Source organism: Escherichia sp. MOD1-EC6842 (assembly GCF_002965705.1).
Taxonomy (GTDB): Bacteria; Pseudomonadota; Gammaproteobacteria; order Enterobacterales; family Enterobacteriaceae; genus Escherichia; species Escherichia ruysiae.
Window position 1 is genome coordinate 39,273 of record NZ_PTRF01000021.1, and the last position, 13,401, is coordinate 52,673.

General features: G+C 46.0%; 14 protein-coding genes. 13 read left to right on the forward strand and 1 reads right to left on the reverse strand.

The window, feature by feature from the left end:
* Positions 1-83: 83 nt before the first annotated feature.
* The 7 genes from nanA to A7Z29_RS20035 all read left to right on the forward strand — a co-directional run bounded on the left by nanA (position 84) and on the right by A7Z29_RS20035 (position 7,159).
* A complete protein-coding gene (gene nanA / locus A7Z29_RS20000) occupies positions 84-986 on the forward strand; it encodes an N-acetylneuraminate lyase (protein WP_459251566.1) in 903 nt (300 codons plus the stop codon).
* A gap of 59 nt (positions 987-1,045) precedes the next feature.
* Positions 1,046-1,921, forward strand: coding sequence for an N-acetylmannosamine kinase (locus A7Z29_RS20005; protein ID WP_105290720.1), 876 nt, complete (start codon positions 1,046-1,048; stop codon positions 1,919-1,921).
* Positions 1,922-1,991: 70 nt separating this feature from the next.
* Positions 1,992-3,458 (forward strand): MFS transporter, encoded by a 1,467-nt coding sequence (locus A7Z29_RS20010; RefSeq protein WP_105290710.1) that lies wholly within the window; start codon positions 1,992-1,994, stop codon positions 3,456-3,458.
* A gap of 15 nt (positions 3,459-3,473) precedes the next feature.
* Positions 3,474-4,295: an alpha/beta hydrolase gene (locus A7Z29_RS20015; RefSeq protein WP_105290711.1), complete on the forward strand. Its 822-nt coding sequence runs from the start codon at positions 3,474-3,476 to the stop codon at positions 4,293-4,295.
* A 53-nt stretch (positions 4,296-4,348) separates the two neighbouring features.
* Entirely contained in the window at positions 4,349-5,059 is a 711-nt protein-coding gene (locus A7Z29_RS20020; RefSeq protein ID WP_032237609.1) for an oligogalacturonate-specific porin KdgM family protein, read from the forward strand.
* A 24-nt stretch (positions 5,060-5,083) separates the two neighbouring features.
* On the forward strand, positions 5,084-6,178 hold the full coding sequence (locus A7Z29_RS20025; protein ID WP_353620299.1) for an N-acetylneuraminate epimerase: 1,095 nt from the start codon (positions 5,084-5,086) through the stop codon (positions 6,176-6,178).
* Between the two features lie 732 nt (positions 6,179-6,910).
* Entirely contained in the window at positions 6,911-7,159 is a 249-nt protein-coding gene (locus A7Z29_RS20035) for a replication regulatory protein RepA (RefSeq protein WP_034173828.1), read from the forward strand.
* A gap of 51 nt (positions 7,160-7,210) precedes the next feature.
* Here the strand turns inward: A7Z29_RS20035 and A7Z29_RS23945 are convergent, their stop codons facing one another.
* Positions 7,211-7,315, reverse strand: coding sequence for a replication protein RepA (locus tag A7Z29_RS23945; protein WP_105290721.1), 105 nt, complete (start codon positions 7,313-7,315; stop codon positions 7,211-7,213).
* Positions 7,316-7,403: 88 nt separating this feature from the next.
* Between A7Z29_RS23945 and tap the strand changes: the two genes are divergently transcribed.
* From tap to A7Z29_RS20075, 6 genes are all read left to right on the forward strand, one after another.
* The gene (gene tap / locus A7Z29_RS20045; protein ID WP_001365705.1) at positions 7,404-7,478 is read left to right on the forward strand and encodes a RepA leader peptide Tap; all 75 of its coding nucleotides are present in this window, start codon (positions 7,404-7,406) and stop codon (positions 7,476-7,478) included.
* Complete coding sequence (repA, locus tag A7Z29_RS20050; protein ID WP_123058429.1) at positions 7,471-8,328, forward strand: incFII family plasmid replication initiator RepA; 858 nt, start codon at positions 7,471-7,473, stop codon at positions 8,326-8,328. The genes tap and repA overlap by 8 nt, the downstream gene beginning before the upstream one ends.
* A gap of 1,012 nt (positions 8,329-9,340) precedes the next feature.
* Positions 9,341-9,598 carry a type II toxin-antitoxin system antitoxin PemI gene (locus A7Z29_RS23310; protein WP_073535337.1) on the forward strand — a complete coding sequence of 86 codons (258 nt, stop codon included), beginning with the start codon at positions 9,341-9,343 and terminating at the stop codon, positions 9,596-9,598.
* Position 9,599: 1 nt separating this feature from the next.
* Positions 9,600-9,932 (forward strand): type II toxin-antitoxin system toxin endoribonuclease PemK-mt, encoded by a 333-nt coding sequence (pemK-mt, locus tag A7Z29_RS20060; protein WP_073535336.1) that lies wholly within the window; start codon positions 9,600-9,602, stop codon positions 9,930-9,932.
* Positions 9,933-10,736: 804 nt separating this feature from the next.
* Positions 10,737-11,966, forward strand: a complete 1,230-nt coding sequence (locus A7Z29_RS20070; RefSeq protein WP_105290715.1) for an autotransporter strand-loop-strand O-heptosyltransferase — start codon at positions 10,737-10,739, stop codon at positions 11,964-11,966.
* A partial coding sequence (locus tag A7Z29_RS20075; RefSeq protein ID WP_198599427.1) for an AIDA repeat-containing protein occupies positions 11,950-13,401 on the forward strand: 1,452 nt, incomplete at its 3' end. The genes A7Z29_RS20070 and A7Z29_RS20075, both read left to right, overlap by 17 nt.

Consider the following 13,401-nt stretch of genomic DNA (forward strand, 5'->3'; position numbering starts at 1 on the left):
TGCCCAGGATTTTATGGACGAATTTTGCCCTCGTTGGTGTACTAGGTATCCCATCATATCGAATAATATCATTGTGAGGTTTTATGTTGTCTTCGGGATTAAAAGGGATCATCTCTGCATTACCTACTCCATTTAATAATGCGCAGCAGATTGATACTGAAAGTCTGAAAAAACTTGTCCGCTTTAATATTGAGCAAGGCATGCATGGTATCTATGTCGGTGGTTCGACTGGGGAAGCTTTTCTTCAGGATGTCACTGAAAGAGAGAAAGTTCTTGAAACAGTGGCTGAAGAGGCTGGCGGAAAACTTACCCTGATTGCACATGTTGGAGCCATCAGTACACGTGATAGCCAGTTGCTGGCAAGAGCCGCTGTAAAATATGGTTTTGACGCTATTTCAGCAGTTACCCCCTTTTATTACCCTTTCTCATTTGAAGAACATTGTGCTCATTATCAGGCCATTATTAATGAGGCTGATGGTCTTCCGATGGTGGTATATAATATTCCGGCTTTAAGTGGAGTTAAGTTATCACTGGACCAGATTAATACACTAGTAAGGTTGCCAGGTGTTCAGGCTCTGAAACAAACATCGGGTGATTTATTTCAGATGGAGCAAATCAGAAGGCAGCATCCGGAACTGATTTTGTACAATGGTTATGATGAAATTTTTGCTTCTGGGGTGATTGCTGGAGCTGATGGAGGCATTGGAAGCACATATAATATCATGGGGTGGCGTTATAAGAATATACTTTCAGCTATTGAAAAAGGTGATATACAAACAGCCAGACAGATTCAGGCAGAATGCAATAAGGTTATTGATACTTTAATAAAAACAGGTGTGCTGGCAGGAATTAAATCGTTACTTCATTTTATGAATGTCATAAACAATCCTGCATGCCGGAAGCCATTTTTTCCTGTAAATAAAAAATACCTTCCTGAATTACAGCAATTGGCACAAAAGCTAATGGCCGAAAAAGATAATTGTTAGGATAATTCCGGATGAATAACAGTGGCTTCATCCGGATAATAACTCTGACGGGTGACTTTATGGCTACTTTAGCAATAGATATAGGTGGTACAAAGATTTCAGCGGCAATTATTGGTCAGGACAGAAAACTGACGATGATACGGCAGCTCCCTACGCCGCACAGCAAAAGTATACATGACCTGAACATTGCGTTAAGTCAGTTGCTTGCACCTTTAATCCCTTTCGCCAGCCGATACGCCGTTGCTTCGACAGGGATCATTGAGCATGGTTTTTTGACAGCACTGAATCCATCTAATCTTGGAGGGTTAGCACTCTATCCACTGGAGAAATATCTAAATGATCTTACAGGACTACCCGGTGTAGTTATTAATGATGCACAGGCGGCTACATGGGCTGAATACAGTGTTGTTCATGAAAAAATAAAAAGCATGGTTTATATCACTGTCTCAACAGGTGTTGGTGGAGGAATTATTCATGACAGAAAATTACTGTCAAGTGAAACTGGCCTTGCTGGCCATATAGGGCATCTTATTTCAGATATAAATGGTCCTTTATGCGGATGCGGTCGTAGGGGGTGTGTTGAAGCTGTCGCATCCGGAACGGCAATAATGAATTCTGCTCAGAAAGAACTGGCAGGCCACAGTACGAAAGATATTTTTTTACGTGCGGCTAAGGGGGAGCCTGAGGCATTAAAACTGAAGGAAAGATCCACACAGGCAATAGCCGGGTTGATAGCCGATCTTAAGATGATCACTGATTGTCAGCTTGTTGTTATTGGTGGCAGTGTCGGACTTGCACATGGCTATATTTCATCAGTTTCAGCACATCTATCTCAGTACCCTGAGGTTTACTATGTCCCGGTAGCTCCCGCTGTATATCGCCATAATTCGGGAATGTTGGGGGCAACGATGTTGGCTGAGGAGAGAATAAAATAAATGACATAGGAAAATAACTTCAAACAGTCATTAATTTTATAAAAAATAATTAATAATCCCGAGGTTAATTATGGATACTTGTATTCAGAATAAGCAGGTGTGGTACAAACACTTATCACCGAAGCAGTGGAAAATATTTTCAGCTGCATGGATTGGGTATTTACTTGATGGTTTTGACTTTGTTCTTATATCCCTTGTTCTTACGGAAGTCAGGCATGAATTTGGACTATCCACCATAGAAGCCGCCAGCCTTATATCTGCTGCATTTATATCGCGATGGTTTGGAGGGCTTTTTATTGGTGCCATGTCTGACAAGATGGGGCGTCGGATGGCCATGGTATTAAGTATCATTTTATTTTCGCTTGGCACTCTGGCTTGTGGTCTGGCTCCCGGATATGCAGTAATGTTTATTGCTCGCATAGTTATCGGGCTTGGAATGGCTGGAGAATATGGGTCAAGTGTGACTTATGTCATCGAAAGCTGGCCGGTAAAACTTCGTAATAAGGCATCTGGTTTTTTGATTTCTGGTTTTTCCGTGGGTGGGGGATTGGCTGCTCAGGTATACAGCTTAGTGGTTCCATTATGGGGATGGAGAGCGTTATTTTTTGTAGGTATTTTGCCTATTATTTTTGCTTTTTACTTGCGTAAAAATCTCCCGGAATCCGACGACTGGAAAAAACGCCAGGAGGAAAATCGCCCCGTCAGAACGATGGTTGATATTCTTTATAAAGAAAAAAATAAATATAAAAATATCTTTCTTTCATGTGTTGCATTTGCCTGCCTCTATATTTGCTTTTCAGGAGTCACGGCTAATGCTGTTCTGATAACAATAATGGCTTTGTGCTGTGCTGGCGTGTTCATTAGCTTCATTTATCAGGGAATGGGTAAGCGGTGGCCAACCGGTATTATGCTTATGCTGGTTGTTATGTTTTGTTTTCTGTATGGATGGCCACTTCAGGCGTTTCTGCCGACATGGTTGAAAGAAGATATGTCGTACTCACCAGAAGTCGTTGCAAATATTTTCATGCTGGCAGGTTTTGGCTCTGCAGTAGGCAGTTGCATCGGCGGCTTTATGGGGGACTGGCTTGGTACTCGTAAAGCGTATGTTATATCACTGTTGATTGGTCAGCTCGTCATTATTCCTGTTTTTATGGTTGACAGAGAACATGTCTGGTTGCTCGGATTACTGATATTTACTCAGCAGGTTTTTGGTCAGGGAATTGGTGCACTGGTGCCAAAAATTATCAGCGGGTATTTTGAAGTTGAGCAACGGGCTGCTGCCCTGGGCTTTATTTATAATGTTGGTTCACTGGGTGGGGCCTGTGCGCCAGTGCTGGGCGCGGTTGTCGCTTCTCATTTTAGCCTGGGAACAGCAATGTGTTCGCTGGCATTTGTCCTGACATTTGTTGTTCTGATTCTTATTGGTTTTGATATGCCATCCCGTGTTCAACGCTGGATTAACCCTGCAGAAGCACTTGAGTTTGATACAGTGGACGGTAAACCTTTTTTAGGTGCTAAAAGACATCATTCAGAATAATACAGGTTTAGTTATATGGAACAAGAATATACATACAGGTATGTAAGTTATGATATTCTCAGTGGTGAGGAGATCAAACTAGATAACCGGTATTTATCTGAAGAAGGTATTATGTCGGATATTAAAAAACCGATAATTACAGTCGTCTCTTCAGAACAGATAAGTGGCTCTTGCATTCTTATTATTCCAGGTGGTGGATATAGAAGAATTGTTTATGGCCGGGAAGGGATATCTGTAGCAAAATTTTTAGCATCAGCAGGATATACTACATTTATTCTTTCTTACAGGCTGCCAGAATCGATTAATGGTGGATATTATGTTCTGAATGATGCTAACAGTGCACTTAAATTTATAAAAGAATGGTCTGTTCGTAATGCTATACAGCTTAAGAGCCTGGGCGTTATTGGTTTTTCTGCTGGCGGACATGTAGCTTCATGGCTTGTTAGCAATAACTATTCTTGCAATGATTGTATTCGTCCGGATTATCTGGCTCTTCTGTATCCTGTAGTCTCTATGAAGAAAAATATCGCGCACACAGGTTGCAGAAGAAGACTGATAATCGATGAAAGCAATGAAAACATTTACAGTGTTGAGTTAAATATACCCGGAGAGATGCCTCCGGTGTTTATTGTTCATTCAACGGATGATAATGATGTTTCTGTTGAACATTCATTAAGGCTGACTAATGCGTTACTCAAAATAAAAAGCTCTGTTGATGTTCATTTTTTTGAGAAAGGAGGACACGGATTTGGAATATCAGATACAACAGGGTTGCCAGTAAAAAGCTGGACGGTTCTTTTTTTAAACTGGTTAGCGTCTCATTCTTTTCACTGTTAATAGTGGTTGCAGTTCCTGGTATTTTAAATAAACCAATCGTACAGGATATATTTATGAAGAAGTCAGGTTCTCTAATTGCTGTTTTGCTTCTGGGATTACCGTTGTGTTCTCAGGCTCTTACTCTTAATCTCAGGGGAGGCTACCGAAGTGCCAGTCATGCTTATGAAACACTGATACAGGTCAGCCAGGGCTGGAATAACGGATGGTGGGCAAGTTTTGAATCAAACAGCTGGAACACAATTCATGAGAATAGTAATGAATTTCTTGCTCTTAATTACAATAAAATAGATGTAAACCGCACATATAAACTGGATGACAAATGGGCGCTTATTCCTGGTATTCAGACGCAATGGATGTCTGCAGGAAGCCAGTATAATCCTTATCTGAAACTTTCTTATCAGGTGAGTCCTGATCTAAATCTGGCATTACGCTATCGTTATGACTGGAAGGCCTTTCGTCAGACGGACCTTGACGGAAATCGTGCCAGAAATAATCAGCATCAGATAGATGGTTATTTAACTTATCGTATAAATGATGACTGGCTTTTTGCATGGCAGACGACTGTATATACGAAGGTTAATAATTTCAGGTACGGTAATCATAAAAGAGCTGCAACAGAAAATGCCTTTGTGCTGCAATATAAACTGTCACCGACCTTTACCCCTTATGTTGAATATGATTATCTCGATAAACAGGGAGTATATAAAGGAAGAGATAATATTGCTGAAAACAGCTACCGTGTTGGCTTACTCGTTAATTTCTGAGGTGAACATATGAAAGTTAAACTGCTGACAGCTGCCATAACCGCGATGTTACTGGTATCAGCCAGTCATGCCTCAGTGCTGCCGAAACTTCCTGAGTCGTTTAAATATGGAACAGGAGTGATTTTAAACGATACTGTTTATATTGGTCTCGGAAGTATGGGGAACCACTGGTACAGCATAAATTTGGGGGACGCGACTCCGAAATGGACAGAAATTGCTGCCTGGCCGGATGTTCCCCGGGAGCAGGCAACTGCTACGGTAGTCAATGGTAAAATTTATGTCTTGGGTGGTACAGGAAAAGATAAATCTGGCGTCGTACAGCTACAGGATGATGTTTATTCCTATGATCCATTAAAAAATGAATGGAAAAATATGGGAACCCGTCCACCGATCAGCCTTGCTGGTCATGTCAGTTTTTCCTGGAAAGGGCAGATAATATCGACAGGAGGGGTTAACAAAAATATCTTTAATGGCTATTTTTCTGATATAAGCAAAGCTGGCGATAATGCTTTTCAAAAAAATAAAATAAATTATCACTATTTCAGTAAACCTGTAAGTGATTATTTTCTGAATAAACAACTGATTACCTGGGATCCAGAAACTGGACAATGGAAAAATATGGGGGAAGTACCTTTTACCGGAACGGCAGGTTCTTCTGCTATTGTGGATGGTAACACTATCTGGCTTATTGGTGGAGAACGGAAACCGGGTCTCAGAACAACAGCAGTATGGTCCGGAACATTACAAAATGAGGGTATTAAGTGGATCCGGCTCCCACCCGTTGCCTCTCCTGATGGTGTATCAGGCGCCTATGCCTCATTAGTTCATGGGCAGGTATTACTGGCTGGAGGAGCAAACTTTCCGGGGGCTGCCAGTAATTACGCAAAAGGTAAAAACTGGTCCCATGCAGGTCTGGAAAAACACTATTCTAAAGATGTTTATGTTCTTAAGAATGCTAAATGGACTAAAGCTGGAGTTTTGCCTGAAGGGCTTGCATATGGTGTTTCGCTGCCATGGAAAGATGGTATGTTACTCATTGGAGGAGAGACAACGGGAGGACGTGCCACTTCTGACATGATATTTATTTCAGAAAAAGCCAATAAATTAATTATACAGTAGAGTCTGTAAGTATTTCTGATTAGCTCAAATTGTACATTGAGAACCGAGCGTTTATTTTAAGAAAACGGGAGGGTTCTGGAAAAGCTGAGTACAGATTTTGTTTATCTGCGCTCAGGTAACTGGTATGCAGATAAGGCTGCTGGCTTGAGAGCCAGCAGCTTATGTACTTCATGAGCTGTTCTGTTGTCATATCAACTCATGGTAAATCGAATATATAAGACATAGTTATTTTATATAAAATCATTTAACTGGTTCAGCACACTATTCTTCTTCCTTGCAGAGAGGTCAAGGTTTATGACGAAATATGCCCTTATGGGGTTGCTGCCGTGTGCGCCACGGTGTTGTGTTTTTCACTGATATTCAGGTAACGGTTATGTGAGTTGAATATTCACGGGGGAAATACTAATACAGTGGTGCAGGTAACTCTGGCCTACGAAGCACGGAAGTAAGCTGCCGGGCGGGGACGGAAGTCCCCGCTTTCCGGACGTGTGAGGTATTTCAGGGGCAGACACCCGACATGCCAGAAACAGCCGATCCCGCCCGGGGTCGGCACCCGGGTTAAGGCATCTCCTGTTTTTCAGCCATTTAGCGACAAAATTCACACTAAACGACAGTAATCCCCGTTGATTTGTGCGCCAACACAGATCGTCGTCACAATTCTCAAGTCGCTGATTTCAAAAAACTGTAGTATCCTCTGCGAAACGATCCCTGTTTAAGTATTGAGGAGGGGAGATGGCACAGACAGAAAATGCAGTGACTTCCTCATCAGGTACAAAGCGAGCATACAGAAAAGGTAATCCTCTGACGCTTGCAGAACGTCAGCAGGCATCCCTGGCAAGAAAACGAGCTACACATAAAGAACTCAGAGTATTCATTCCTGCTGCGTTAAAAGCGCAATTGCAGGAGATGTGTGAAGCTGAGGGCGTTACTCAGGCTGAGATGATTGCCGAACTGATAAAGCAGAAGAGTGCTTTTAGCTAACTAAAATGTAGCGACATCACATTCTTGCCTGTTTCTGATGTGCGTGATAGATTACTGATCGTTTAAGGAATTTTGTGGCTGGCCACGCCATAAGGTGGCAGGGAACTGGTTCTGATGTGGATGTACAGGAACCAGAAAAGTGAAAACCCCGATAATCTTCGACTAGTTTGGCGACTGAGAAGATTACCGGGGCCATCTAAAAACCGTATAGCCAACAATTCAGCTATGCGGGGAGTATAGTTATATGCCCGGAAAAGTTCAAGACTTCTTTCTGTGCTCACTCCTTCTGCGCATTGTAAGTGCAGGATGGTGTGACTGATCTTCAACAAACGTATTACCGTCAGGTAAAGAACCCGAATCCGGTGTTCACACCCCGTGAAGGTGCCGGGACGCTTCCGTTTTGCGAGAAGCTGATGGAAAAGGCGGTGGGCTTCACCTCCCGTTTTGATTTCGCCATTCATGTGGCACATGCCCGTTCGAAGGGCCTGCGCCGGCGTATGCCACCGGTACTGCGTCGCCGGGCGATTGATGCGCTGCTGCAGGGGCTGTGTTTTCACTATGACCCGCTGGCCAACCGCGTCCAGTGCTCCATCACCACACTGGCTATTGAGTGCGGACTGGCGACGGAGTCTTCTACCGGAACACTCTCCATCACCCGTGCCACCCGTGCCCTGACATTCCTGTCAGAGCTGGGGCTGATTACCTACCAGACGGAATATGACCCGCTTATTGGCTGCAACATTCCGACCGATATCACGTTCACACCGGCGCTGTTTGCCGCCCTCGATGTGTCTGAGGTGGCGGTGGCTTCCGCACGCCGCAGTCGTGTGGAATGGGAAAACAGACAGCGCAAAAAGCAGGGGCTGGATACCCTGGGTATGGATGAACTGATAGCGAAAGCCTGGCGTTTTGTGCGTGAGCGTTTCCGCAGTTACCAGACAGAGCTTAAGTCCCGTGGAATAAAGCGTGCCCGTGCGCGTCGTGATGCGAACAGGGAACGTCAGGATATCGTCACCCTGGTGAAACGGCAGCTGACGCGTGAAATCGCGAAAGGGCGCTTCACTGCCAGTCGTGAGGCGGTAAAACGCGAAGTGGAGCGTCGTGTGAAGGAGCGCATGATTCTGTCACGTAACCGTAATTACAGCCGGCTGGCTACTGCTTCCCCCTGAAAGTGACCTCCTCTGAATAATCCGGCCCGCGCCGGAGGCATCCGCACGTCTGAAGCCCGCCAGTGCACAAAAAAGCAGCTCCGCATACAAAAAACAACCTCATCATCCCCCTTCAGGCGCATCCGGTTCCCCCAGTTTTTGATGCAAAACACGTCTCACAGACGGGCAATTTTGTTTATCCACATTTAACTGCAATGGACTTCCCGATAAGGTTACAACCGTTCATGTCATAAAGCGCCAGCCGCCAGCCTTACAGGGTGCAATGTATCTTTTAAACACCTGTTTATATCTCCTTTAAACTACTTTATTACATTCATTTAAAAAGAAAACATATTCACTGCCTGTCCTGTGGACAGACAGATATGCACCTCCCACCGCAAGCGGCGGGCCCCAAGCCAAGCCGCTTTAGTTACAACACTCAAATACAACCACCAGAAAAACCCCGGTCCCGCGCAGAACTGAAACCACAAAGCCCCTCCCTCATAACTGAAAAGCGGCCCCGCCCCGGCCCAAAGGGCCGGAACAGAGTCGATTTTAATTATGAATGTTGTAACTAAGAATACTCGTCGCTGTCAGTCTTCCGGCTGGATGTATTGAGTACACGCTCGTAAGCGGCCCTGACGGCCCGCTAACGCGGAGATACGCCCCGACTTCGGGAAACCCTCGTCGGAGCCACTCCGACCGCGCACAAAAACTCTATCATGGCTGAAAGTAGGTACCGCTTAGCAGGACAGGGATGGGATAGGTGATATCTATCAATCTGTACCGGCTTATGCCGGGCTTCGGCGGTTTTACTCCTGTGCCATATGCTACAACAGAGTACCGCCTTCCATGCCGCTGACGCGGCATCCGCTACGTGTCAATACATTTGTCATTACGCATGATCGTGTATAAACCGTGCTGGGCTTACTGTTGGGCTGAAAGTTATATTTTTATTAAACATTCCGCGTTAAAGTCTGGTATTTTTTATTGCGAATGTTATATTTAAATATAACTTTTATGGAGGCGTAATATGCATACCACTCGACTGAAGAAGGTTGGCGGCTCAGTAATGCTGACCGTTCCACCGGCACTGCTGAATGCTCTGTCTCTGGGTACAGATAATGAAGTCGGCATGATCATTGATAATGGTCGGCTAATTGTGGAGCCGCATAGACGTCCGCAATATTCACTGGCTGAGCTACTGGCACAGTGTGATCCGAATGCTGATATCTCGGCAGAAGAACGAGAGTGGCTGGATGCGCCGACAGCCGGTCAGGAGGAAATCTGACATGGAAAGAGGGGAAATCTGGCTTGTTTCGCTTGATCCTACCGCAGGTCATGAGCAGCAAGGAACGCGGCCGGTGCTGATTGTCACACCGGCCGCCTTTAATCGTGTGACCCGCCTGCCTGTTGTTGTACCCGTAACCAGCGGAGGCAATTTTGCCCGCACTGCCGGCTTTGCGGTGTCGCTGGATGGTGCCGGCATACATACCACTGGTGTTGTACGTTGCGATCAACCCCGGACAATCGATATGAAAGCCCGGGGTGGCAAACGACTCGAACGGGTTCCGGAAACTATCATGAACGAAGTTCTTGGCCGCCTGTCCACTATTCTGACTTGAACATGGGGTTTGAGCATCAACCGTAAGAAAACGTACGGTTTCGTGCACCAAAACCGCTGTTGTCCCGCCATTCTGGCGATTCCCAAACGCTGTTTGGCTAAAAAGTAGTCTTAACGTGGTTTATTTTTTCCGAACTCCAGGCGGCCCCGTCGTAATGACAATGAATTACTGATTCGTTGCCTCTTGTTTTTTTTACCGGAATATAATTTCTTCTGAAATACACAGGCAACTGACAGTCAGGTGTATTTATTTGTTTTTTTCATAAGCGTTATACAAAAAACAGTTAACACAAAAAAAAGAAAAATAAAACACAAAAATCATAAAAAAGAGATTTATTCCTTTTTTATTGCTGGTTTTGTTTAAGATTCTTGATTTGAGTGTATGATTTGGTTTGTTATACCTAATTTTGTTATTGTTGTGGCTGATTGTTCTGGACTTCCTGTTTTTCTCTTTTATTCTGCTCTGATATAGTCCGCGGCCTCGCGCTGGCAGGGGATATTGCAATGTCAATTACAGCCCGTATCAGGCGCGTACACTGGCAACAGTACGGTACAGAAATCAGTCTCCTGGCTGTGTAATAGCTGATAACGGCGTTGTCCTGGTTATGAGCCCGGAATTTTTATGATGTGATTGTGATGCATATAGTCGGAAAAATGTTCATGTTTCTGTGACAGACATGCTGTCTGTTTTTTCCGTTGAACCGGGAACTGTTTTTTAATGCACTGTAAGAGCATAACAATACCGGGTCGCATTTGAATAATTATCCTACACTTCATTTAATAATATTATTCTGGTGATAAAAGTATGCAGAAGCCGTTAGCAACGTTTTTTATTTCTCCTCCGGATATTCCCACTCAGCACGGCCCTGACAACATCCTGTATGACTTTAATGATGGAGCACGGGTGCTCCTTCCTGAAGGTAAATGGCATGTGCGCCTGCTGGATGCAGATTCCGGAAATATACTTTTCTGCTGTGACATCAATAATGGCTGGGTGACCAGCAGCAAGAAATATTTTGTGCGCTTCCGTATTCAGGTATTCCGTCAGGGCGAAGATACTCCCCTGCTGGATGAAACGCTGAACCTAACGGACCGTGATGTTCTGATTTCATTCCCCACCGGTACTCTGGGTGACCTGCTGGGCTGGTTCCCTTATGCCGAACGGTTTCAGTCCCTGCATCAGTGCCGGCTGGAGTGCACAATGGCGCAGGACATCATTGACCTGCTGGCACCACAATATCCGCAGATATGTTTCTCCACGCCGGAGAAACCACGCACAACTGAACCTTATGCAACATACCGTGTGGGGCTCTATTTTGGTGGTGACACAAATAACCAGCCGGTGGATTTTCGTCAGGTCGGTTTCCATCGTTCAGCTGGTTACATTCTGGGCGTTGACCCACGGGAAGCGCCTGTCCGGCTTGACCTGTCCGCCCCCCGGACTGTCCGCGAGCCTTATGTGTGCATCGCCACACAATCCACCTGCCAGGCAAAATACTGGAATAACGGCACCGGCTGGAGTGAGGTCGTTGCTCACCTGAAATCGCTGGGCTACCGGGTGCTGTGTATTGACCGGGATGCTCATTATGGTCAGGGATTTGTCTGGAATCACATTCCCTGGGGAGCTGAAGACTTTACCGGCAGGTTTTCGCTACAGGAGCGGGTTAATCTGCTGCGTCATGCCAGTTTCTTCATTGGCCTGGCCAGTGGACTGTCATGGCTGGCATGGGCAACCGGTATTCCTGTGGTGCTGATAAGTGGCTTCAGCCTGCCGAACAGTGAGTTTTATACCCCGTGGCGGGTGTTCAACTCCCATGGTTGTAACGGATGCTGGGACGATACCTCACTGAATTTTGACCATAAAGATTTTCTGTGGTGTCCGAGACATAAAAACACGGACCGGCAATTTGAATGCACCCGACTGATAACAGGCACACAGGTTAATGGCGTTATCAGCAGACTCCATGCCTCCCTGATGAAGCAGGGAGATAAAACCTGTCTTACAAAAGGAACGAACAATGAACAAGGTTTATAACACTGTCTGGAATGAATCCACCGGGATGTGGGTCGTTACCTCAGAACTGACCCGTAAAGGCGGTCGTCGCCCCCGGCAAATCAGGCGTACCGCACTGGCGGGGCTGATTGCGGGCCTGCTTCTGCCATCAACTCCTGCTCTGGCGGTGGATTATAATAATAATATCCTGGGGGACGAAGGAACGCCCTTCACCATGTTGCTGAATGCCGGTGATACGGCGACAGATACCACCATTAACTATGATGGAGGCCAGTCTGTCTCCAGTGGAGGCAGCGCCACAAATACCACTATAAACGGTGGATCCCAATTTGTTTATGGCGGTAGTGCCACAAATACAACCATTAATAATGGCGGAATTCAGAGTGTCACTGGTGGTAGTGTCACGGATACCACCATTAACGGTGGCGGGAGGCAGTGGCTCGACGACGGAGCCACTGCTACGAACACCATTATTAACAATAACGGCAGTATGAGTGTCAGGGACGGCGCTAGTGCCACAAACACTATTATTAACAATAGAGGCAGTATGGCTGTCGAAGTCGGCGGTAGTGCCACGAACACCACCATTAACAGTGGTGGAGGCCTGTCCGTCTACGGGGGCGCCAGTGCAGTTGACATTACCCAGAACAGCGGCGGGGCTATTTCTACAAACACTTCTGCCACCCTGAGTGGCACCAACACTAACGGCAGCTTTAGCATTGCCGGTGGCAGTGCCAGTAATATGTTGCTGGAGAATGGCGGATACCTGAGTGTTAATAGTGGTCATCAGGCCACAAGCACCACCATTAACAGTGGCGGTGGGCTGTCTGTCGGCGGGGGCGCCAGTGCAGTTGACATTACTCAGAACAGCGGCGGGGCTATTTCTACAAACACTTCTGCCACCCTGAGTGGCACCAACACTAATGGCAGCTTTAGCATTGCCGGTGGCAGTGCCGTTAATATGCTGCTGGAGAATGGTGGATACCTGAGTGTTAATAGTGGTCATCAGGCTACGAACACCATTATTAACAATAGCGGCAGCATGGCTGTCGAAGTCGGCGGTAGTGCCACGAACACCACCATTAACAGTGGTGGTGGCCTGTCCGTCTCCGGGGGCGCCAGTGCAGTTGACATTACTCAGAACAGCGGTGGGGCTATTTCTACAGACACCTCTGCCACTCTGAGTGGCACCAACATTAACGGCAGCTTCAGTATTGCCGGTGGCAGTGCCGTCAATATGCTGCTGGAGAACGGTGGTTCTCTGAGCGTTTATAGTGGTCATCAGGCCACGAACACCATTATTAACAATAGCGGCAGAATGAATGTCGAAGGTAGTGCAACGAACACCACCATTAACAGTGGTGGTGGCCTGTCCGTCTACGGGGGCGCCAGTGCAGTAGACATTACCCAGAACAGCGGTGGGGCTATTTCTACAGACACCTCTGCCACTCTGAGT